Origin of the sequence: Limosilactobacillus sp. WILCCON 0051, from assembly GCF_039955095.1 — a bacterium.
GTDB classification, from domain to species: Bacteria; Bacillota; Bacilli; order Lactobacillales; family Lactobacillaceae; genus Limosilactobacillus; species Limosilactobacillus allomucosae.
The window spans coordinates 774782-799028 of record NZ_CP154878.1 but is presented as its reverse complement, the minus strand read 5'-3'; the positions used below and the strand labels follow the sequence as shown (position 1 = coordinate 799028).

Below are 24247 nucleotides of genomic sequence, written 5' to 3'. Positions count from 1 at the left end.
CTATTAAGGAGGACTCCTTCTCACTGATGATCTCATCATCGGTCGTCTCGCTTCAGCACACGTTTGCGAATCTCGTCGAAGCCCAGCCAGCTGCCGATTCCTGCCAGCAGTAGTCCGAGGTCAGCCAATAATCCGTCACGCCGATTCCCTGTTTGTGGAAGATGTTTGGTTGATGCCGTTTCATTGGGGGCTGAAACAGCATCATGCTTGTTGCTTTTGGTTAATTGGATAGCAGATGACGTTTCGTTAGAGGTGACGGTGTGACGTGCTTGAACCGACTGACTTGTTTGACTATTGACAGGCTGCCAGGACTGCGATCGCTTTGCTCGACGAATCGCGGTCTTGGCACTGCCCGTAGTCGATGCAGTACCTTTCCCTTGTGTATCAGTTGGTTTTTGCATTGGCGGCTTCACGGAACCGCCGGCATGATGATCGGTATTGGCTGACTGATGCTTCAGCTTGATCACATAGGTCCGTTCGCTGGTATTGTTAAAACTGAGGACTTGACCATCAGTTGGATCACTGACGAGCTGATACCCTTGCCGCTCTAAAGCCTTAATCGTATCAGCCGTGCTGTAGTCGGCACTTGATCCATACTTTCCCGTCAGCACCTTATCATACTGACTGAGGCTTTGCGGATCTTTTGCGCTGACATCCTCATAGACAATCCTGATTTTTTCGGTACATGGCTGATAGATCACCTTGACAACCGGATTCTCGTCAATCGCTGGTGCTGCCGCATCAACTACCGGCGTATCAGCATCATATCCTGGAATCACGGGTGAATCTTTTTGTGGATACTTTGTCGGCGTGACGGTCCAAGGCGTATAGTCAACATCACCGGTTACCTCATCAACCGTTGCGCTTCTCGTGTAGTCAACCGACTGCTTTACCGGAGCATATGCCTGACTGCCGTTTGCGAATTCATACTTGATCGTCCGAGTCGTCGTTTGGTTTAGATCATTTTTCTCAACCCCTTTATAGGTTTTAGATGGATCATTGGGCAACGGCGTCCCATTGTTTTGATATTGATCCGGTCCCAACGTGATCTTACGATGCTTCAGTTTAACCGTATAGCTCTGTGCCGCATTGCCATAATCCAGTATCTTGCCGCCCGTTGGATCATTAACCAGCTGATAGCCTTTCGCCTCCAGTTTTTCAATCGTATCAGTCGTACTGTAGCCTGAGCTCTGGCCTCTGGCACCGGACAGATTCTGATCGTAGCTGCTGAGATTATGTGGATTTTCTTCACTGACGTCTTGATAATTGACCGTAATCTTTTCAGTCCGGCCATAAACATAAATGACCGTTCCATTAAGCCCCTCCTTCTCCAAAGTACCGCTTGGGGCAAGACTGCCTTTCCCCAAACCAATATATGTATAGCCAGGAAGATTGAGCTGATTCGTAGAATATGTATCGCCGATTACTGGTGCACCGCTGTAATGAACGCCTGCTTGATGAATCTGCTGGCCCTGCTCATTGAGATATTCAACATTAACCGAGGCAGCTGGCGAGAATGTAAAGCTCGTCAGCTTAAACTGCTGCAGGTTGGTAAGCTCGCCGGTCGCCGCTATTATATTAAGTCCCATCGCAATGTTTTCATTATTTGGAAGATTTGGAATCTGGCAGGTCCAGGTAACCGTCTGAGCTTGCTCAGGCGTTTGGGCGTTATCGTTAAGATGTCCAGCCGGCTCCGCCAACGTAATCGTTAGGGTATGCGTTGTCCCATCGTAGTGAATGGAAAAATCATGAAACTTACCATCCATCAAGCTAGTCGTCAGCGGCTTAACCGTGCCATCCTGATTATCGACCCACCAGCGCCAAGCCGGTTTGCCCTCGGTAGTTGGCACTTTTATGTGACTGGTCGTAACAATGTCGCCATATGGAACTTCTGTTGTCGGATCCTGTGACTGTCCATATTGCGAATCGTCCTCGCCGTTTTTCGGAAGCGGAATCTCATCGCCAGGCAGATCCGACGTTGGCTCGTTATAGTAGTCATAATAGGAATCAAGCTTAAAGCCAACCGCATTAGGCAGCCCCGCGATTCCCAGATTGCCGCCAGGCCGGCCAAGCGCATTCACGCTTCCTGTATGAAAGACGATGCCCATGCCATCAGCACCGCCAAAGTTGCCCAGATTGATCTGACCATTCAGCGTGAAGCTGCTGTCCATATTGATTTTTTCTTTTAACGAAACGGCACCGGCTGAATACTGCTGATCTTTTTTGGTGAATGTAATCGTGACCGACCCGTCAGGATTGCACTCATAGGTGGCTGTACCGTCAGTATTAAAATATTGACTGAAATTCTTGGCATTAACGGTTACGTCCTCGGCTGGCATTATCGAAGGCGAATCACCCGCAGTCGCAACCAAAGACGCCGATTTTTCGACCGCCGAACCAGCGGCAGCGTTTTTTGGGTCAGCAACGCTCTGCGAACCGGCTGTCGATTGCTGGTCCTGAACCGCTGAATCCGAAACCGCTGAATCCGTACTTGCCCCGGAAGCTGCTGAGTTTTCCGTCACCGCCGCATCTTGATGAGCTGTCGATAGCTTGTTCGATGAAGCAGATGTCGCTGCCTGTACTCCCACGACGGCGAACGAACCGGCAAGCGCTGCATTGCTTGCCTCTGACCACGTGTTCATTGAAGCACTCAAAGCAGTCGTACTGGCACTCGTCATCGAATGGTCACTTTGAACGACCGCTGCCTTGACGCTTGAATCTTGATTACTCAATGCGTCTGCCTTAGCAGTCATTCCATTGGCACTGCCAAGGAAAAAGCCTATTGCAATCAATACCGAGACACAGCCAAACTTGGTTTTGCGAAGAGCATATTTTGGCAAAATTGTCATTAGCTGTCTTTGCCGATCATTTTGATTGTTTCTCCCCATTTCAATCCCCACCTTGTATCTTTAATCAACAAAAAATGCGTTAAATAAACTTTCAAATTTCATGGGAGCGATTATAGACACAAATTTAAAAAGCAACAACAAAAAAATCGTTTTCACAATTCAAATCAGACTGATTTCAAACGTTATAAAATTAAAAAACGATAAGTATAATTTTTTTAATATTGAAGAGCACTAATATAACTATATTTATTGTTCGTGTTTTCAATTTGTATTTTTTAACAATTTAATAAATTAATATTTGTTAAAATTGACAAAAATGATTTAATATGAGATTTGTTTCATATTAAAGATAAAAAATCATCCGTTATTGCACTAAAAATATCTTAGAAAAGGTAAAATACTCTCGCAGTGATTATCAACACATTCCAATTTCTAAAAAGACGTTTTTTTACCAAGCTACAAATAGGCAGTTGCTGTTAGATAGCCGGCAAGTCATCCTAAACAAGTATTTGCTGTCATCATATGATCGACCGTATATTTGACGATAAGCAGTTGATATATCATAGAATGCCATTCATCATCATTACCGGTTATACGTTCTATCTACCAAGCGTAGTTTTAAACGATCAGTCCTATCCAAATAAAAAAACTCGCCTGGCAAAAATCTGCCAAGCGAGTTTTGGGATTCAGTAATTAATCAGGAGTTTTCTTAATTGAGGTGTCAGAACGTTAATTTGAGAAATACGTCGCGTAGTTTCAGTGATATAAACAGAACCGCCAAGTTTTAGTTTTTGAGGTGCGTTATCTTTTAAATTTAAGGAGAGTTATAAGAGTACTTGTATTGGAAATTTATGATTTGACTGATCCGTTTTTCTTTCCCGCCCACTGATTCTCACGCAGAATACCGTAGCACGGCCGATTCTCTAGCGATTTAGGCGCCCCAGACTTCTTCGGCAACGCTCTTGACCAACGCAAGCTTAGCCCATTGCTGCTCTTCAGTCAGAATATTGCCTTCTTCAGTTGAGGAAAAGCCGCATTGTGGACTCAGGCACAGCTTGTCCAAATCATGGTATTGCGCAGCTTCATGAATACGATCCAAAATTGCCTGCCGCTCTTCCAATTCACCAGACTTAGAGGTAACCAGCCCTAAGACCACGTATTTATCAGCTGGTACCTTGGCTAGGGGTTCAAAGCCGCCTGCTCGTTCTGAATCATATTCCAGATAAAAGGCTGCCACATCTTCTTTAGCAAACAGGTAGTCGGCAACTGGACCATAGCCCCCTTTAGCCGCCCAGGTTGAATGATAGTTTCCGCGGCAGACATGGGTCGTAACCGTAAGATCAGCCGGCAGATCAGCCAAAGCCGCATTGTTGATCTTTAGATAGGTTGCTTCCAGTTTTTCACGATCCGCGCCTTCTTTAGAACGAGTTGCCCAGTAGTCTTCATCTACCAGCAGTCCCCAGGTACAGTCATCCAGCTTGACGTCACGACAACCGGCATCATACAGTGCCAAGATCAGATCATGGTAGGCAGCGGCCACGTCATTGATTAGGTCATCTTCGGAATCATAGTATTTTTTGATGGCCGCCACGTGATCATCATCCCGGAAGAGTTCAGAATAAAGCTGTGCCGGTGCCGGAATGCTTTGACGTGGAATCAAGTCCGTGCCATCCGTTAAGCTCTTAAGGTACTTGAAGGCTTCCAGATCGGGGTGCGTGCCGTTAAAGCGAACCTTGCCGGCGACTTGGGCAGAATCGGCCCGCGTTTCCTCATCATGGAAGCGATAGCCATGTGCCGGCTTGGTATGTGCGATCCCTTCAAAGCCCCAGAACGTGTCCAGATGCCAGTATGAACGCCGGAATTCGCCATCGGTAACCGCGTGCAGACCAACCTGTGCCTCTTTTTCGACCAGCTCCTTGATACACTTGTCTTCAACTTTTTTCAGTTCGTCATGATCAATTTCGTGGTTGGCAAATTTTTCCCGAGCTGCCTTCAGTTCAGCCGGGCGCAGGAAACTGCCCACGATGTCATAACGGAACGGTGAAGTCGTGCGGTTGGTAAAAGTTAAGGTTTGTGATTGCGTCATATGTGATAACTTCCTTTCGAAAATGCTTGTTTGGCAGGACTTCTCAGGAAATTAAAAATCCCTGGGAAAAGCACATCCTGCACTTTCTCCCAGGGACGTTGACTGCTTATTCAACGTGTTACCACCCTGATTCAGCTAGACCTCACAATCTAGCCCTTACTGAGTACTCTAAAAATTAGAAGACCCGGACCGTGATATCGGACGTCACCCCGCGGCCGGCTTACCAAACGGCTCGCCCACCGACTTGCTCCAAGACCATCTTCATCGCGTTTCACGATCCCGGCTCTCACCTAACCCGGTTCTCTTTAAAGGCTGCCCGCGACTACTCATCTCTTCTAAGCAATTTCTAATTTTGTTGTAATCATACTATAACGATCACTACTAATTGTCAACCATAAATTGAGATTTTTTGAGAAAGGGCTAGGAAACACGTTCTTTTAAGGACGTGATGAATTGCCCCTATTTTTTGTCCTTCATTGCTAATTCCACCATAACTTGATCAATGCCTGCGTGCCATCATTGCCCAGCTGCTTTTCATCAACCAGAATTTCATACAGACGCGCGGCTTCCTTAGTCGCCGGCAGCTCCAGATTCATCCGCGCGGCCTCATCAAGCGCAATTCGCAGATCCTTTAAAAAGTGCTTGGAGAAAAAGCCTGGCGTAAAGTCATTTTTAAGAATGCGGGGCGCGTAGTTGTCCAGACTCCAATTGGCCGCGGCACCCCCACCGACCGTCTTGATCACCGTTGCCAGATCCAGACCGGCAGCCTTGGCATACGCAAGCATCTCGCACATCCCAGTCATCGTTCCTGCAATCATGATCTGATTGGCCATCTTAGCATGCTGACCACTGCCGGCAGGACCAAACCAGTTGACGTCTTGGCCAATCTGTTTAAACAGCGGCGTTAAATATTCACAATCAGCCTTTTGACCACCTACCATGATCGTCAGCGTGCCGTTTTTTGCTCCCAGATCACCGCCCGAAACCGGTGCATCCAAAATATGCACGCCAGCTGGAGCAGCGGCGGCAATTTTTTGATCCAGGGCTGGCCTGCTGGTGGTCATATCAATCAAATACTGACCAGCAACTGCTGCGCTCAAAAGACCGTCTTTGCCAAAATAGATCTGCTCAACGTCTTTTGGATAGCCAACGATTGACATCACGACTTTACAGTTCTGCATTGCCAAAGCCGGCGTAGCACACCATTTTGCGCCCAGCTCCAAAACCTTTTGCGCATGCGCCTTGGTTCGATTATAGACCTGGACCTCATTGCCCGCTTTGAGCAGGTTGGCAATCATCCCGGTTCCCATCACACCGGTTCCAATAAAGCCAATTTTCATCGTATCACCTCACGATTGATTTGCGTTTATTGTAACACGCTGCTGACTTAAAATCGGCAGTTCTTTTTGGGCAATCCCAAGCCATTCCGACCCCTGCAGGCAGCAAAAAACGGTGCCGGTAAAAAAACGGCACCGTTTGCTTTTAATTTATTGCAAAATCTGACCTGGCAGAGCCTTGAGATTTTGCAGCGTCAGTTCAGAATGATGCTGATCAAGCCGCATCTGTGCAATCAAGTCATCCACACTGTCAAACTTGACCTCGCCGCGCAGCCGTTTGATCCAGCGCACCTGCACGTTTTCGCCATAGATCAGCTGATTAAAATCAAACAAATTGATTTCAAGCGTTTTTTCATTGTGATCGCCAAACGTAACGTTGCGACCTACGCTGGCCATCCCGTTATACCAGCGCTCGCCGATTTTAAGCTGAACCACGTACACGCCGATTGCCGGCAGCCATTCCAACTCAGGCCAGGCAACGTTAGCCGTGGGAAAGCCCAGCGTCCGGCCGCGCGCAAAGCCATGGACCACAACGCCTGAAGTCTGGTAGTAGTATCCTAAAAGCTCATTTACCGATTGCACGTCGCCAAGCTCAAGCAGCTCTCTGATACGCGTTGAGCCAACCTTATGATTATCCTGCAGCGTCATTTTGTCAACGGTTACTACCTCAAACCGTCCCTGGGCAAAATCTTTTAGATGCGCCATGTTGGCCACGCTGGGATCAGCTCCATAAGTATGGTCATAGCCAGCGACGGCAACCTGCGCATGAAAGCCAACCAGATATTGATCCACAAACGTCTGCGGATCCAAAGCCGACAGCGCCGAAGTGAGATTAACCAGATAAACGCGATCGACACCCAGCTGCTTTAATAAATCCAATTTGCGCGGCAGCGGCGTTAGATAATGAACGCCGCCAGCTGGATACTGCTGATAGACGATCTCAGGCCGATGATCATAAGTCAGGACGGCTAGCGGCAGCCCTTTTTCATCAGCAATGCGGCGCGCCGTTTTGATTACCGCTTGATGGCCACGATGAATGCCATCAAAAAAGCCCATTGCCAACACGACTGGTCCAGCTGGTACCAACTTCGGATCAAATGGATGATGAATCTTAATAACCTGCATCCGCGTCACCTACTTTGTCGACAGCATCTTCAATGGTTTATAGAGCCGATCTTTTGCCTGATACAGTGCCTTGACCTCGCCTTGATAAGTCAATGCGATCTCGGGTTCTTGGGTGTTCAGACCGCTCAGCCAGCCGCCATTTTGAACCTTTTTCCACTGGGCTTCCGTTAATTCAAGATGTGGATAGCTCTGCAGGGCATAGTCCATTGGATAGACATAGCGATCCAGAATCTGGGCTTCCATGGCATCTTGAATATCGCTTAGACTCAGAGTCTGATCCAATTCAAAGCCGCCGCTCTTGGTTCGCGTCAGACTGCTCATCACGCCAGGATAGCCTAATTTAGCCGCCAGATCATAGGCCAGGGTCCGGACATAGGTTCCTTTGCTGCAGTCAACCACAAAACGAATCCGCTGCTGCTGCTTTTTTTCATCATAGCTGGAAGCCGTCAGTTCAAAGCGCGCAATGTGAACATGACGCTTGGGCCGTTCAACGGTTTCGCCAGCCCGCGCGTATTCGTAGAGCTTCTTGCCATTAACCTTGATTGCCGAATACATTGGTGGAATCTGCACGATATCACCCGTCAGCTCCTGCATGGCCTGCTTGATCGTATCTTCAGCAATTGGTGCCGTAACTGGCTTTTGGGCTACGACCTCGCCATCGAGATCCTGAGTCGTCGTGGCCGCGCCAACCAAAAGCTCGCCAACGTATTGCTTGCCCGAGGCCATCAAAAACTCAACGACTTTGGTAGCCTGGCCCACACAGATTGGCAAGACGCCATCAACGTTTGGGTCCAGCGTTCCTGAATGACCGATCTTTTTTGTATGCAGAATTCGCCGCAACCGACTGACACAGTCAAAGCTGGTCATTCCGCGTTCTTTGTACAATGGAATAATCCCATCCAAAAATCTCACCGCTTTCATCTCTAAAATAATAAAAGGGGGCCACAAGCTGGGCTCCCTTTTAATTGATTATCGCTCCTGCTTGTGCAGCTGGTTGATCAATTGGTCGATCCGACTGCCATAAGCAACCGATGGATCACGCTTAAACGTGAGCTCTGGAGTCTTGAAAATGTTAAGACGACTGCCCAGTTCGCTGCGAATCAGCCCTTTTGCCTTGTCCAGACCTTGTTGAGCCTTTTCGCCATCGCTGGCCTTGTCAGACAGCAGGCTGTAGTAGATCGTTGCCTGCTGCAGGTCGCCCGTGACGTCAACGCCCGTGATCGTGATGTCTTGAACTCGTGGATCACGCACGCGCTTTAAGAGGATGTCATCAACTTCACGCTGAATCTGTTCAGCCAGTCGATCCACCCGATAGCGTTTGTTTGGCATGTTTTTCTCCTTTAGCGACTAGAAGCTACTTAACGGGAACTTCCTTCATCTGGTAAGCTTCGATAACGTCGCCTTCCTTGATGTCGTTGTAGTTTTGAATCGTCAGACCACATTCATAGCCCTGCTTGACTTCCTTGACATCGTCTTTGAAACGCTTCAGACTGCCCAGTTCGCCTTCGTAAACGACCACGCCGTCACGAATCAAGCGAACCTTGGAATCACGCGTAATCTTGCCATCGATGACCATCCCACCGGCAATCGTGCCAATCTTGGAAGCCTTGTAGATTTGCCGAACTTCAACTTGGCCAACCGTTTCTTCCTTGTAGACCGGTTCCAGCATCCCCTTCATGGCATCTTCAACTTCTTCAATTGCGTTGTAGATGACCCGGTGCAGCCGGATATCGATGTTGTTGGATTCAGCCATGGACTTGGCCAGTGGCGTAGGGCGCACGTTAAAGCCAATGATAACGGCATTGGAAGCCTCAGCCAGCGTGACATCGGATTCCGAAATGGCACCAACGGCCTTGTGGATGATGTCAACACGAACGCCGTCAACCTTGATCTTTTCCAATGACTGAGCCAGTGCTTCAACAGAACCCTGCACGTCGGCCTTAATGATAACCGGCAGCGTCTTCATCTGACCCTTCTTCATCGTGGCAAACAGGTTGTCCAGCGTAACATGGCTGGTCTTTTGCCGTTCTTCAACCAAGGCGCGCTTAGCCCGTTCCTCACCAGCTGCCCGGGCCGTCTTTTCATCATCAAAGACTACGAAGCGATCCCCGGCTTCTGGCACGTCGTTTAAACCAGTGATCTCAACTGGCGTGGATGGCGTAGCTTCCTTGATGCGGCGACCGTTTTCGTTGGTCATCGTCCGGACGCGGCCAAACGTGTTGCCGACAACGATTGGGTCACCGACATGCATCGTACCTTGTTGAACCAGCAGCGTGGCTACGGGACCGCGACCTTGATCCAGCCGGGCTTCAACAACGGAACCCGCGGCGTTTTGATCTGGGTTGGCCTTCAATTCCATCATTTCGGCCTGCAGCAGAATCATGTCGAGCAGTTCATCGATGTTCTTGCCAAACTTAGCTGAGATGTTGACAAAGATCGTGTCGCCACCCCAGTCTTCTGGGATCAATTCATATTGAGCCAGTTCTTCGATAACCCGGTTTGGATTGGCACCTGGCTTGTCGACCTTGTTAACGGCGACGATGATTGGCGTGTGGGCAGCCTTGGCGTGGTTGATGGCTTCAACCGTCTGTGGCATGACCCCGTCATCGGCAGCTACGACCAGGACCGTGATGTCGGTAATGTTGGCACCACGCGCCCGCATTTCGGTAAAGGCGGCGTGTCCTGGCGTATCCAAGAACGTGATCAGCTTGCCATTATAGTCAACCTGGTAGGCACCAATTGCCTGCGTGATCCCACCGGCTTCAGAATCCGTAACGTGGGAGTGACGAATCTTGTCCAAAAGCGTCGTCTTACCATGGTCAACGTGACCCATAACCGTAACAACTGGTGGCCGCGATACCATGTGTTCCGTATTTTGGTTTTCTTGATCAAAGAATTTGTCCAGGTCGGCAATGTCTTCTTGAACCTTTTCCTTGGCTTCGATGCCATAATCAGCGGCCAAAAGCTCAATCGTGTCCGTGTCCAGGGATTGGTTTTGGTTAACCATGACGCCAAGCATGAACAGCTTCTTGATGATTTCAGCTGCTGGGCGGTGCAAGAGCTTAGCCAGATCCTGTGCGTTCATGCCTTCCGTGTATTCAAGAACATCTGGCAATGGACGATCCTTACGCTGAGTTGGCTGCTGCTTTTTCACTTCGCGCATCCGTTGATTCTTGTTGTGCTTGTTATTCTTATTGCGACGATTCTTCTTGTTGTTCTTGTTTTTGTTGAAAACGTGAACGCCACGGCCATTGTCATCATTGCCGCCACGGTTGTTGTTACTGTGGCGATTGTTGTTTTGAGACTGTTGACCATTTTGCGGACGGCTGTTGTGTTCTGGGCGCTTTGGCTGTTCCTGCTTTGGCTGGCTGGCCTTGGCAGTGGCTGGCTTATTGGTACCCTTAGCCATGCTGCGCAGACGGTTGGCTTCTTCTGAGGTCACGGAAGACATATGACTTTTCACCGTGATTCCCTCCTTTTTGGCCATATCCACCAAGTCCTTGCTTGGCATTTTCAGCTCTTTGGCTAGTTCGTAAATTCGTTCTTTGGCCATCGAATCACGCTCCTTTATTTATTTTGTTATTTCTTCAGCGTCGTTTGACAGTTCGATCATGCGCTTGGCAAAACCGGCCTGCTCAACGGCAACCACCGTTCGTGCCTGTCCAATCGCCTGACTTAGCTGGGCTTTATTGAATCGGCAAATCAGTGGAATTTCATAGTAGGTACACTTGTTGATAAACTGCTTGACCGTGGAATGACCGGCATCAGCTGCCAAAAAGACCAGCTTGGCTTGATGACTGCGGATCGATTTTAAGACCAATCCTTCACCAGCCGTGATCTGACGGGCGCGCCGGGCTAATCCCAAAAGGTTCAAGATCTGCTGTTCTGAAGCTGTCATTAAACGTGACCGAACAGCTTGATCCGTTCCTGCAGGTGATCAGCATAGTCAATCAGCTGATCATAAAAGGCATCATCCAGCTTAACGCCGAATGCCTTGTCAAAAGTGCGTTCTTTCTTTGCCCGCGTGGCAATCTTGACATCCGCGGCAATGTAGGCGCCACGACCAGCCTTTTTACCGGTTGGGTCCACGCTGACTTCATCTTCTTTGTTGCGCACCACGCGAATTAGCTCTCGCTTGGGCATCATTTCGCCGGTAACGATGTCTTTGCGCATCGGTACTTTTCTCTTTTTCATTGTTTCACCCCGCTGCTCAATTTATTCCATTCTATCTTGCTTCAATTTCTTTTTCTATTGTAGTCTTATTCGCCATCCATTGCATCGTTTTGAGCATCGTCAGCGAAATCATCGGTTTGGTCTTCGACAGCCGGTGCCTCACTGGATGGCTTGATGTCAATCTTGTACTTGGTCAGCTGAGCAGCCAGGCGAACGTTTTGACCACGCTTGCCGATTGCCAGCGACAACTGATCGTCCGGTACGTAGACCGTGCAGCCATGGTGAACCTTGACGATCTTGTTGCCTTCGTGATCAACGCTGCCCGTATCCTCTTCTTCACCGTTGTTGTCGTCAAAGTCCAGGCGGTCAACCGTAGCTGGCTTCAGGGCATTCTTGATGAAGATAGCTGGATCAGAGCTGTATTCGATGATATCGATGTTTTCGCCGCCCAGTTGGTTGACGATTGCCTGAACACGAGCACCCCGTGGACCAACACAGGTACCAACCGGGTCGATGTTCGGGTCTTTTGAAGCTACGGCAACCTTGGAACGATCGCCGGCTTCCCGTGCGCTGCCCTTCCATTCGATTGGGCCGTTTTGTTCCTTGAGTTCGGGAACCTCTTTTTCAAACAAGCGCTTGAGCATGCCAGGATCAGTCCGGCTTACCAAGACCAGCGGACCGCGATATTGACGCTTTTGCGTGCCATCTGGCTGCTGCATTGGCTTGGCATCGGCTACCTTGTAGATGTAGACCTGGACGCGATCGTGAATTCGGTACTCTTCATTAGGCATCGTCTGACGCTTGCTCAAGCCGGCTTCCACGCCATCGCCAAGGTCAATGTAGATAAAGCGGTTGTCTTCACGAGAGACTTCCCCTTCAACCAATTCATTCAGCATCTTGTCGTACTTGTTGATGACCCGATCGCGTTCAGCCTCGCGCAGTTTTTGCAGGACGATGTTTTTAGCCGTTTGCGCTGCCAAGCGGCCAAAGTCATGCGGCGTCACTTCTTCTTTGAAAGTGTCGCCCAGACTGTAGCCATGACTCTTTTCCCAGGCATCGTGCAGACTGATTTGTTCATTAGGGTTTTCAACTTCGGCCACGACCGTCTTGTCAGAAAAGACCTTGAACTCACCCGTGTTTTCATCGATCTTTACTTCAACGTTGCTGGCGTTGTAGTTGGTCTTGTAGGCTTTTTCCAAAGCATCCGTCAATGCTTCGATAACGACTTCCTTCTTGATGCCCTTTTCCTTTTCCAGGACGTTCATGGCATCAAGCAGTTCTTGTGCTTGCTTTTGCTTCTTAGTGCTCATTTTGCTGCTCCTTTATTAAAACTTGATTGCTAAGCGAGCCTTGGCAATTTTTTTACGATCCAGCGTAATCGTCTTGTGTCGTGTCTTATCCAAATAATCCAAGGTTAAGCTGTCAGGCGTCAGATCAGTCATCGTACCCTCATAGACTTTGCGGCCGTCAACTGCCTGGTACAGTGAGACATGAATATATTCGTTCAATGCCCGCTGATAGTCGCTTTCCTTTTTTAAAGGCCGTTCCGCGCCTGGTGAAGATACTTCTAAAAAGTATGCCTGGGGAATCGGGTCTGGGTCGGCATTATCCAGCGCCTCGCTCAGCTGATCGCTAACCGTGGCACAGTCTTCCAGCGTAATGCCGCCGTCTTTGTCGATGTAGACTCTTAAATACCAGCTTTGTCCTTCTTTGACAAATTCGATATCATACAGCTCAAAGTCATGCTCGGTCAAGATCGGCTCAACTAGTTTTTCGACCGCGTCAACCACCGTACTGCTCAAATCCGCCACCTCCAATTTCATTGCAATAAAAAGAGCGAGCATTGCTGCTCACTCCCTAACGAGTTATTCACTATTGATAGTATAGCATCTTTATTCTGGCTTAGCAACCATGAGCAGCATTTGCCCACTGATCAGACCAAAATCAGGATCGCTAAAAATCTATCTGAAACTTATTTGATCAGATTACCGATCATTGCAGTCAACGATTCAGCTGCGGCTAAAACAGACTGAGCTGATTTTCATCCGGCAGATCGTCTAAGACGTGGTTGGCCGTCATGAACTGAATCAGCGTCTGTGAAACCTTTCCCCGCTCAGAAAGATCCTCTTTGGAAAGGAATGGCCGTTGCGCGCGGGCGGCAACGATCTGCTTGGCAACGTTGACCCCCAGACCCGGAATCGCTCTGAACGGTGCAATCAGCGAATTGCCGTCAATCAGCCAGTCAGTGGCATCTGAACGGTTCAGATCAACCATTTCAAAGTTGTAGCCCCGCTCCAGCATCTCGTTGGCCAGCTCCAGAATCGTCAGCAGGCTCTTGTCCTTGGCACTGGCTTCATTGCCCTGGTCATTGATCTGCTGCATCCGTGCTTTGACGGCATCCTTGCCATGAGCCATGGCCACGACGTCAAAATCATCCGCCCGCACGGAAAAGTAGCCTGCATAATAAACCAACGGGAAGTAGACCTTAAAGTACGCAATCCGCAGCGCCATTAAGACATATGCCGCCGCATGCGCTCTTGGGAACATGTACTGAATCTTCAGACAGGAATCCAGATACCATTGCGGCACGCCAGCCTGCAGCATTTTTTCCTGCCATTCATCTGGAATCCCACGCCCTTTACGCACGTGTTCCATAACCTGGAAGGAGGTTTCTGAATCCAGGCCATAGTGAATCAAGTCGGTCATGATGTTGTCACGACAGCCGATAACGTTGGCAATCGTGGCCGTGCCGTTTTTGATCAGTTCCTGGGCATTGTCCAGCCACACGCCAGTCCCGTGCGAAAGACCAGAAATCTGCAGCAGCTGTGAGTAGTTCTTGGGGTGCGTATCGTCCAGCATCCCCCGCACGAACCGCGTCCCGAATTCCGGCAGCCCCAAAGTTCCCGTCTTGCTTTGAATCTGCTCTTCGGTAACGCCTAAAACATCTGGACTGGAGAACAGACTCATCACGCCTGGATCATCCATTGGTATCGTTTGCGGATTGACGCCCGAAAGATCTTGTAAGAAGCGAATCATGGTCGGGTCATCATGTCCCAGAATATCCATTTTCAAGATGTTGTCGTGGATCGAATGAAAATCAAAGTGCGTGGTTTCCCAAGCCGCGTTTTGATCGTCAGCTGGATACTGCACCGGCGTAAAGTCGTAGATGCTCATGTCATCAGGCACGATGATGATTCCAGCCGGGTGCTGACCGGTCGTTCGCTTAACGCCGGTCGCGCCTTTTGCCAAACGGTCTTCTTCGGCGCCTCTAAACTGCTGCTCGGTATCGCGCTCAAACGCCTTGACGTATCCATAGGCAGTCTTATCGGCCACGGTTCCGATCGTCCCGGCTCGATAAACGTTCTTTTCGCCGAACAGCACCTTCATATAGTTATGCGCGATTGGCTGGTAGTCGCCAGAGAAGTTCAGATCGATATCAGGAACTTTATTGCCCTTAAAGCCAAGGAAGGTCTGGAAAGGAATATCGTGACCGTCTTTGATCATCAAAGTACCGCACTTGGGACAGTCTTTGTCAGGCATATCAAATCCCGAGCTGTACTCACCTTTCGTGTAGAAATGGCTGTATTGACAGTTGGGACAGCGATAGTGCGGCGGAAAGGCATTGACTTCCGTGATCCCTGCCAGATTGGCCACGACTGATGAGCCGACCGATCCCCGCGAGCCAACCAGATAGCCGTCTTTATTGGACTTGGCTACCAAACGCTGGGCAATCAGATAAATAACCGCGTAACCATTGCCGATAATTGAGTTGAGCTCCAGTTCGACCCGATCCTTGACCAGTTTTGGCAGCGGATCGCCATACCAGGCATGGGCCGTATCCCAGGTTCGCTTGGCCAGTTCTTCGTTGGCGCCCTTCATGTTCGGCGTGTGCAGCGAGTCTTGCACCGGCCGCATCTCATCCATTTCAGCGGCCAGCCGATTGGTATTTTCCACCACGATCTCATGCGCCTTTTCCTCACCCAAAAACGCAAACTGCTTGAGCATATCATCTGTCGTGCGGAATGGAACGTCAGGCCGGCGCGTGCGGTTAAGCGGATTGGCGCCGCCTTGAGAATTGATCAGAATGTGACGATAGATCTTGTCTTCTGGATTAAGATAGTGTGCGTCGCCAGTTGCCACGACCGGTTTGTCTATATCTGCTCCCAGCTTGACCATGTTTTTGATAATGTCTTCTAGATGCGCGGTATTTGAGATGATCTGCTGCTCGATCAAAGGCGCGTAGTTGGGCTTGGGCTGCACTTCAATAAAGTCATAGTACTGCGCTTTTTGCTTGGCATCCGTATAGCCCTTTTCCATCATCGCCGTAAAGACCTCGCCTTTTGAACAGGCCGTACCGATCAGCAGGCCCTCGCGATAGTGGTCAAGCACGCTGCGTGGAATCCGCGGCACCCGATAGAAGTATTTGACGTTGGCCAATGAGACCAGTTTGTAAAGATTCTTCAGCCCCGTGTGATTCTTGGCAAAAATCGTGGCATGAAACGGTCGGCCATGACGATAGGCGCCGTTGTCTGACATATGCTTATTTAAGTCATCAACGTATTTGGCATCGTAGCGTTTCTCGGCATCTCTTAAAAAGATGTGCAGCAGGTGTCCCGTTGCCTCGGCATCATGGTCAGCTCGGTGGTGATGATCAAGCCCGACTTTAAACTTGCGGCTCAGCGTATCCAGCGTGAACCGGTGCATTTCTGGATGCAAAAAGCGTGCCAGTGGCAGGGTATCGATAACTGGAGCCGTAATGCGCGGCAAGCCATCGCGTTCATAACCGGTGTTCAAAAAGCCCATATCAAAGCTGACGTTGTGTCCAGCCAGCAGACAGCCTTCACAAAAGTCCTGGAACATCTGAAAGACCTCAGTTTCTGATTTGGATCCCTTGACGTCCTCATCAGTGATCTTGGTCAGTTCCTTGGTCTGTTCAGAAAGCGGAAAGCCGGGGTCGATAAACTGATTAAACGAGTCCAGCACCTCGCCATCCCGCATCTTAACGGCCGACAGCTGGATCACCTTGTCATAGATGGCTGAAAGTCCCGTCGTTTCCACGTCAAAGATGACATAGGTATTGCCTAAAAGCTCATCATGGTTTTCGTTATAGACCAGTGGGATCCCGTCATCAACGACATTAGCCTCGACCCCATATAAAATCTTGATCTTGGCATTGCCTTTCTTATCGTGACTGGCATTGAACGCTTCGGGGAAAGCCTGGACACCGGCATGATCGGTGACCGCGATTGCCTTCATCCCCCATTTTTCTGCCTGTTTGATGTAATCAGAAATCGAGTTGGTGGCATCCATCGTGCTCATCGTAGTATGCAAATGCAGCTCAACTCGTTTCTCGCCTTCTGCAGTATCCTTTCTGGCAGGATGACTGACCTGCTGGATGGCATAGGCCATGATCGTCAAATCACGCATGTAGGTGTCTTCTTGAACCGGACCGCGTGCCTTGATCCATTCGCCTTCCTTGATTGCCGCAAACTTGGCCTCGTCTTCTTTATTATTGGAGAACTTCTTGATGGCAAACGATGACGTATAGTCGGTTACTTCCAAAATCAGCAATTGCCGGCCACTGCGCAGCTCGCGGACTTCTTTTGAAAAGACGTATCCTTCCACGACCACGTTGCGCTCTTCTTCAGTAATCTCAGCCATCCGTCGTACAGGCTCTTTAGGATTGATCGGCTTGCCAATGACCAGGGGACCATCGCCCAGATCAGGCAGCGCGGATTCCTGCTGCTTTTTTTCGGCTTTTTGCTGCTGCAGGCGCTCCATGGCTTTTTTAACCAGCTCCTGGTCCTGCTGCTGCTGTTTGGCCTTGAGCTCCTTGATTTTTTGCTCAGAAGCTGACTGATCGACCAATGGATGAATCCGAAACTGTGGAAAACCGACTTTTTGGTAGCCTTCTTCAATTGCACTTAAAAGATTCTTGACGAAAAAGTCTTTGATCGCCTCGTTTTCCAGCAGCAGCTGTACTCGATTGCCATCGACTTCAGGAATCGTCTTGGCGCAGACCTCGCGTGCCATTGGGGATTCACCGACTTCGGCATCGACTACGTATGACCAATAGTCGCCGATCGCCTTGCCATCCAATTCATCAGTCGGCGTATCGATTCTGACTTTGGCATCCACGCCCGCCAGCTCGCGAAAACTGATCTGCAAGGCTGAGACGAACTGGCGAAACAATTCATAAGGCATTACCTTGCGCAGGACGATATCAAATTCCCAGCACTTGGACTTGCGGTGAACGATTACCTGCTTGATCTTGCCGTCCTTAAAAGCAGGATCGTCTTTAGCCATATTCAGCTGATCTAGCAAGTGCTCAAACAGTTCATGTCGTGATAACTCCACTCCAATGCTCCTCTCTGATTTCATTAAAAAAAGCGGCTAAAAGCAGAATCTATTCTACCTTTAAACCACCTTTTGTAAAGTCTGCCGCTCAATAATTAGTCAGCGGCTGTCTCGGTAGCTGGCGTCAGCTGCTTAAGCAAAATGCCAACCGTGTTTTCAATTTCTTCCTGCTTGATCTCAATCGTCTCGCCGGTCTTGCGGATCTTGACCTCAACGATCCCTTCGCTGGCTTTCTTGCCGACCGTGACCCGCAATGGCAGACCAATCAGATCGGCATCGGCAAACTTAACGCCGGCCCGTTCCTTGCGATCGTCGAGCAGTACTTCATAGCCAGCTGTTTCCAAAGTCTTGGTGATGCTTTCTGCCATCTGCATCTGTTCTTCGTTTTTAGCGTTAACCGGAATGACGTGCACGTCAAATGGCGCGATGCTGTCCGGCCATGCCAGCCCATGTTCGTCAGCCGTCTGTTCGGCAACTGCTGAGAGCAGCCGTGAGACGCCGATGCCATATGAGCCCATTACCATATCGGTTTGCCGGCCGTTTTGATCCAGCACCTGCGCGCCTAAGATCTTGGAATAGTGCGTACCAAGCTTGAAGATGTGTCCCAGCTCGATCCCACGCGTAAACTTGATTGGCTGACCGTCTGGCGCGATTTCGCCTTCTTGAACGTTACGGAAGTCGCCAAACTCATCAACGCGGAAGTCGCGATCCAAATTGGCGTTGACGTAGTGGAAGCCGTCTTCATTGGCACCGCAGGCCATGTTGACCAGGACTTTGACGTAGTTGTCGGCCAGGATCTTGACTTCTTCACCCACGCCGACGGGACCAAGCGAACCAGGATGAGCGCCCAGGTATTTTTCCGCGTCTTCTTCAGTGGCCAGACTAAGCTCTTCGCAGTCCAGCGCGTTTTCGACTTTGGTTTCGTTAACCTCGTCATTGCCGCGCATCAACACCAGCACCGGCACCGTTTCTTCTTCATCCATCTTAGCCATGTACAGCATCGACTTGATGATCTGACTGCTTTCCAGCCCCAGACTTTCAGCTGCCTCATCAACGCTGTGCGCGCCTGGCGTAGCCTGTTTCTGCAGTTCAGCCGGATCAGCCGTCTGCTGCACGCCGACAAACTTGCTCGTGGCTTTTTCCAGGTTGGCAGCATAGGTCCCATCCGTGTAGGCAATCGTATCTTCCCCAACCTCAGCTGGTGCGGAGAATTCCTGGGAGTTCTTGCCCCCCATCGTGCCAGAATCAGCCAGGATCACCTTGTAGTCCAGGCCAATCTTGTCGAAGATATTGCGGTATGCCTTAGCCTGCAGGTTGTATGCCTCATCCAGACCTGCTTGATCGGCAGAGAAGGAGTAGCCATCCAGCATTTCGAATTCCTTACCCCGCAGAATACCATAGCGCGGCCGATCCTCATCACGGAACTTGTCTTGCAGCTGGTAGACGACCAAAGGCAGCTTCTTATATGACTGCACGCTGTCACGCAGAATGCTGGTGAACGTTTCTTCGTGCGTTGGTCCCAGGATGAATTCACGATCGCGGCGGTCCTTGAGTTTAAACAGGTTGTCGCCATAGCTTTCGTAGCGGCCCGACTTCTTCCACAGATCAGCAGGCAGCAGTGCCGGCATCATCATTTCAACGGCACCGGCCTTTTCCATTTCTTCGCGAATGATGTTTTCAACCTTGCGAATCACCCGGTAGGCCATTGGCAGATAAGCCCAGACCCCGGCTGAGACCTGGTAGATGTAGCCGGCCCGCACCATCATCTTATGACTGAGCGCTTCGGCATCAGCTGGTGCTTCTTTTTTGGTAGGAATCAAAATTTTTGATTGCTTCATAATTTAAAAAAATACTCCTTTGAACGGCTTCATAAAACGGAGCCAAGATTTTTAATGAATAAAGTAGCGTTGAATATCGTTCCAAGTAACCAGAATCATCAACAGCATCAAAAAGGCAAAACCAATAATCGTAACGATCCCCTCAGCTTTTTCGGGAATCGGCCGCCTAATGACTGCCTCGATAATGTTCAATAACAGCTTACCACCATCAAGAGCGGGAATTGGCAGTAAATTGACGATTCCCAGATTAATCGACAAGAGCGCCAAGAAATTAAGCACGCCATTGATCCCCAATGCAGTCGCCTGCGAGGTGCCGGCATAGATTGCGACCGGTCCCCCCAAGTCGTTGAGGCTAAAGCCGTGCGTAAACATGTGGCCTAAGACGCTGAAGATCAGAGTGCCGGCCTGGACGAACCGCTGCCAGCCAAACATGATTCTTGATTTGGCATCGGTTTTTTGTTCTTCAACAATGCCGACCTGACCAACTGTCTCATTCCCCTGCTTGACCTTTTTAGGCGTCATCGTCGTAGTATGCTGATGACCATCACGCTGATACTCAACCGTCAGCTTTTTGCCGGGATTGCCCGAAATTTCAGTTGCCAAAGCAGTCCAGTTCTTGGTTTTTTTACCATTGATCTGAGTAATCCGATCACCGGTCTGCAAACCTGCCTTGGCCGCTACCGAGTCAGAACGAACCGCGCCCAGTCGATTGCTGTTGGTGGGAATGCCGCTGAGCGTAAAGCCCAGAATAATAAAGACGACCAAAGACAGCAAGAAGTTGTTGAACGGCCCGGCAAAGTTGGTCAGCATCCGATTGCCCAGACTGGCGGAACGAAACTGCACGTCCTTAGGCGCAATCTGAACAACGGTACCGTCATTTTCAATAATCGTGGCGTCATGATCGACAGCATATGTTTTGACCGCACTCTCATCGCCATTGACATACCCTTTGATCCATAATCCATCATTTAGGTCATGATCAATCAGCTGCAGTGGAATCCCTTGAAACAGCGTATTTTTATCACTGGTATTGATGCTGGTGACTTTTTGCTGGTCATTTAGCTGAATGGCAACCGGCGTTCCGGGACGCAGCGACTCCTCATCTTCTTCATCAGCACCTGCCAGCCGGACATACCCGCCCAATGGCAGAATCCGGATCGTATAGGTCGTGCCGTTTTTGCGATGCCACCAGATCTTGGGACCCATGCCAATCGAAAATTCACGAACCAGAATCCCAGCCCGTTTGGCAAAGTAGTAGTGGCCATATTCATGCACCAAGACCAGCAGTCCAAAGACAATAATAAAGGTAATAATCGTTAATATCACAGAATCGCCTCACCTTTCGGCCAGCTTAGATAATCCCCAGCAGGTACAGAGCCGGCATGACCAGCAGCATGCTGTCAAACCGGTCTAAAATACCACCATGGCCAGGCAGGATCTTACCGGAGTCCTTAACGCCGTAGAATCGCTTGAGTGCTGATTCGACCAGGTCGCCGAATTGACCCAGAATCGAGAGCAGCAGCGTCAAAAAGACCATCAAGCCCCAGTTATGATAGCCAACCGGGAAGAAGTAGAGGTAAACGGCCAGAACCACTGTGGCCAAAAGCGTGCCGCAGATCGAGCCTTCCCAGGTTTTATTGGGACTGACGCGCGGTGCCAGCTTGTGCTTACCCAGCTTGCGGCCAAACAGATAGGCGCCACTGTCAGTCAGCCAGACGATCAGCATGGCATATAAAAGCGTCGTAAAGCTGACGGCCCGCGCTGCTAAGAAATTGTTAAAGCCAATGCCAATGTAGAGCATGCCTAAAGTCAAGACACCGGCATCATCAAAGCTGAAGCGCTGCTTATGCACAACCGTATGCAGCAATAAAAGCAGCACCATTACGTACATGGCAAACAGCCGCGTAATGTGACTCGGCAAAAAGTCCAGCCAACTGTTGGGCAGAACCATGATTGCCACGCCAATATAGCTGACGATCGCTGGAAAAGACGTCAAAAACATCTTTTTCATGCTCAGAATCTCGCCTATTGCGATCATGCCTAATGCAACTGCGGCAATCGTTAATGGCCAGCTGCCGTACACAATCAATGGAATAAAGATCGCCAAGGCAACGACCGCTGTAATAATCCGTGTTTTCACTAATTCTCACCCGTTTCTATTTATTTACCAAACCGCCAAAGCGACGGTGCCGCCCTTGAAAATCAATCAGACAGCGTTTCAGCGTCTCGCCATCAAAGTCTGGCCAGTGTTCTGGTACGAACAGCAGCTCACTATAGGCAATCTGCCAGAGCATAAAGTTTGAGATTCGCTCTTCACCACTGGTCCGAATCAAAAGATCAGGATCAGCAAACTCGCCCAGCTGTGCTGACATCAGATGCCTGCTGATTGTGTCTTCTGTAATAGAAGCAGGATCCAGCTCGCCCATTGCCGCCTGTTGCGCGATTGTCTGCACGGCACGCTTGATTTCATCACGCGCGCCATAGTTGAGCGCAAAGTTTAGAATCATGCCGTCACAGTCTTTGGTATCAGCCATTGCATCATTAACGGCTTTTTGCGTTTTTTCTGGCAGTCTGGTGATATCACCCATAACCGTTACCTTAACGTTATGCTTAACCAGGTCTGGCACGAACGTATTAAAGAAGCGAATCGGCAAGTCCATCAGGTAGCTGACCTCGCTTTCCGGCCGCTTCCAGTTTTCCGTTGAAAAAGCATACAGCGAAAGTACTTTTACGCCAAGATCGCTGGCAGCAATCGTGACTTTTTTAACCGTCTGCATGCCCTGTTTGTGACCCGCCACGCGAGGCAGGTGTCGCGCCTGCGCCCAGCGGCCATTGCCATCCATGATAATGGCGACATGAGCTGGGATGCGGGACATATCCAATTGCGGCTCGTCTGCCGCCTGGTGATTCTTGTTAAACAAGAACAACCCTCCATTTCCGCATTGTTTTTTAATTGCAACACTTTTCATTTTAACAGAAATCTAGGCCTGGCTCTACATTTGTCGCCAACTATGCATAATTTTAAAGCCGGTTTTTGCATTCTGGGTCTTGATTGTCAGTCAAAACAAAAAAAGAAACCAACGCCACGCGCGCTGATTTCTTTTTTGAAACAGAATATAGAACTTAGCCTTCCAGCAGTTCTTTTTCTTTTTCTTCGGCAATCTTTTCCAGGTTCTTGATTCCTTCATCGGTTTCTTTTTGAACCTTGTCTTCCAGCTTGTGGAATTCGTCATCGTTAAAGTCGCCGTTCTTGTTGCCTTTTTTCAGATCGTCCATGGCTTCGCGCCGCACGTTACGAACCGCAACCTTGGCCTTTTCCAGTTCCGCCTTGACCTGCTTGACCAGTTCCTTACGGCGTTCTTCAGTCAGCTGTGGAATTACCAGCCGAATTGCCGAGCCGTCATTTTGTGGCGTCAAGCCCAGGTTGGAAGCATAGATTGCCTTTTCGATTTCGCCAAGCAGACTTTCATCGTATGGCGAGATCAGCAGTTGCCGTGCTTCTGGAATCGTAATCGAAGCAACCTGGTTTAAAGGCGTTGGCACACCATAGTACTCAACTTTGACCGAGTTGAGCAGACTGGCATTGGCACGACCGGCCCGAATGTCAGCCAATGCCCGCCGCAGCGCGTCACCAGACTTGTTCATCTTTTCTTTAGCTTCTGCTAGGATTTGTTTACCATCAGCCATTATTTATTCCCCCTCAATCGTGGTCCCAATCTCTTCACCCTTAACAACACGCACAATGTTGCCAGGCGTGTTCAGATTGAAGACTACCAATGGAATGTGATTGTCCATTGACAGCGAGCTGGCAGTGGAGTCCATCACTTGCAGGTGTTTGTCCAAAATGTCCATGTGCGTAAGATGATCAAACTTAACGGCATCCTTGACCTTGTTTGGATCAGCAGAGTAGACGCCATCGACGCCATTTTTAGCCATCAAGATTGCATCGGCATCCATTTCGGCAGCCCGCAATGCAGCCGTCGTGTCAGTCGAGAAGTATGGCGAACCCGTACCAGCAGAGAAGATTACCACGCGACCCTTTTCCAGGTGACGGATAGCCTTGCGACGAATGTATGGTTCGGCAATCTGACGCATTTCAATGGCCGTTTGAACCCGCGTTGGCACCCCAACTGATTCCAATGCATCCTGCAGCGACAGGCCATTCATGATCGTACCCAGCATGCCGATGTAGTCAGCCTGAGCACGTTCCATTCCCATTTGTTCGCCGGTAACGCCGCGCCACATGTTGCCACCGCCGCAGACAATGCAGACTTGAACGCCCAAATCGCAGACCTGCTTGATTTCTTCAGCAATCTTTTTGATTACTGGCGGATTGATACCAAAGCCTTTTTCACCCGCCAAAGCTTCACCACTGAGCTTCAAAACGATCCGGTTGTATTTTACTTTAGACATTTGAAATTCCTTCCTGCTATGCATGATTTTGCAAAAAAAGCGCACCGATGTCATCGACCAGTGCGCAAT

The 24247-nt window shown here is 49.6% G+C and carries 18 protein-coding genes; all 18 read right to left on the bottom strand.

All coding sequences use genetic code 11. The annotated features are described in order from the left end of the window. Positions 1–35 precede the first annotated feature (35 nt). Positions 36–2888, bottom strand: a complete 2853-nt coding sequence (locus ABC765_RS03905) for a MucBP domain-containing protein (RefSeq protein ID WP_347980760.1) — start codon at positions 2886–2888, stop codon at positions 36–38. A gap of 892 nt (positions 2889–3780) precedes the next feature. After that, on the bottom strand, positions 3781–4935 hold the full coding sequence (locus ABC765_RS03900) for a 5-methyltetrahydropteroyltriglutamate--homocysteine S-methyltransferase (RefSeq protein WP_347980759.1): 1155 nt from the start codon (positions 4933–4935) through the stop codon (positions 3781–3783). 479 nt (positions 4936–5414) lie between these two features. Continuing rightward, positions 5415–6275 (bottom strand): NAD(P)-dependent oxidoreductase, encoded by an 861-nt coding sequence (locus ABC765_RS03895; RefSeq protein ID WP_347980758.1) that lies wholly within the window; start codon positions 6273–6275, stop codon positions 5415–5417. Between the two features lie 147 nt (positions 6276–6422). After that, positions 6423–7397 (bottom strand): riboflavin biosynthesis protein RibF, encoded by a 975-nt coding sequence (gene ribF, locus ABC765_RS03890; protein WP_347980757.1) that lies wholly within the window; start codon positions 7395–7397, stop codon positions 6423–6425. Between the two features lie 9 nt (positions 7398–7406). Continuing rightward, complete coding sequence (truB, locus tag ABC765_RS03885) at positions 7407–8300, bottom strand: tRNA pseudouridine(55) synthase TruB (RefSeq protein WP_347980922.1); 894 nt, start codon at positions 8298–8300, stop codon at positions 7407–7409. A gap of 66 nt (positions 8301–8366) precedes the next feature. Further along, on the bottom strand, positions 8367–8726 hold the full coding sequence (rbfA, locus tag ABC765_RS03880; RefSeq protein ID WP_006499123.1) for a 30S ribosome-binding factor RbfA: 360 nt from the start codon (positions 8724–8726) through the stop codon (positions 8367–8369). Between the two features lie 25 nt (positions 8727–8751). Further along, positions 8752–10950, bottom strand: coding sequence for a translation initiation factor IF-2 (gene infB / locus ABC765_RS03875; RefSeq protein ID WP_347953049.1), 2199 nt, complete (start codon positions 10948–10950; stop codon positions 8752–8754). An 18-nt stretch (positions 10951–10968) separates the two neighbouring features. Continuing rightward, entirely contained in the window at positions 10969–11295 is a 327-nt protein-coding gene (locus ABC765_RS03870; RefSeq protein WP_347963432.1) for a ribosomal L7Ae/L30e/S12e/Gadd45 family protein, read from the bottom strand. Next, on the bottom strand, positions 11295–11591 hold the full coding sequence (rnpM, locus tag ABC765_RS03865; protein WP_033935056.1) for an RNase P modulator RnpM: 297 nt from the start codon (positions 11589–11591) through the stop codon (positions 11295–11297). Before rnpM ends, ABC765_RS03870 begins: the two co-directional genes overlap by 1 nt. 65 nt (positions 11592–11656) lie before the next feature. Further along, complete coding sequence (gene nusA / locus ABC765_RS03860) at positions 11657–12880, bottom strand: transcription termination factor NusA (RefSeq protein WP_347963431.1); 1224 nt, start codon at positions 12878–12880, stop codon at positions 11657–11659. A 15-nt stretch (positions 12881–12895) separates the two neighbouring features. Next, positions 12896–13393: a ribosome maturation factor RimP gene (gene rimP, locus ABC765_RS03855; RefSeq protein WP_006499128.1), complete on the bottom strand. Its 498-nt coding sequence runs from the start codon at positions 13391–13393 to the stop codon at positions 12896–12898. Positions 13394–13589: 196 nt separating this feature from the next. Beyond that, positions 13590–17927 (bottom strand): PolC-type DNA polymerase III, encoded by a 4338-nt coding sequence (locus tag ABC765_RS03850; RefSeq protein ID WP_347953046.1) that lies wholly within the window; start codon positions 17925–17927, stop codon positions 13590–13592. 95 nt (positions 17928–18022) lie between these two features. Further along, on the bottom strand, positions 18023–19765 hold the full coding sequence (locus tag ABC765_RS03845; protein ID WP_347953045.1) for a proline--tRNA ligase: 1743 nt from the start codon (positions 19763–19765) through the stop codon (positions 18023–18025). A gap of 51 nt (positions 19766–19816) precedes the next feature. Beyond that, the gene (gene rseP / locus ABC765_RS03840) at positions 19817–21091 is read right to left on the bottom strand and encodes an RIP metalloprotease RseP (protein WP_347963429.1); all 1275 of its coding nucleotides are present in this window, start codon (positions 21089–21091) and stop codon (positions 19817–19819) included. Between the two features lie 25 nt (positions 21092–21116). Beyond that, a complete protein-coding gene (locus tag ABC765_RS03835; RefSeq protein ID WP_347953043.1) occupies positions 21117–21905 on the bottom strand; it encodes a phosphatidate cytidylyltransferase in 789 nt (262 codons plus the stop codon). Between the two features lie 16 nt (positions 21906–21921). Next, positions 21922–22692, bottom strand: coding sequence for an isoprenyl transferase (locus ABC765_RS03830; protein ID WP_376752110.1), 771 nt, complete (start codon positions 22690–22692; stop codon positions 21922–21924). A gap of 196 nt (positions 22693–22888) precedes the next feature. Further along, positions 22889–23452, bottom strand: coding sequence for a ribosome recycling factor (frr, locus tag ABC765_RS03825; RefSeq protein ID WP_347953041.1), 564 nt, complete (start codon positions 23450–23452; stop codon positions 22889–22891). Between the two features lie 3 nt (positions 23453–23455). Further along, positions 23456–24178 carry a UMP kinase gene (pyrH, locus tag ABC765_RS03820; RefSeq protein ID WP_006499135.1) on the bottom strand — a complete coding sequence of 241 codons (723 nt, stop codon included), beginning with the start codon at positions 24176–24178 and terminating at the stop codon, positions 23456–23458. Positions 24179–24247 lie beyond the last annotated feature (69 nt).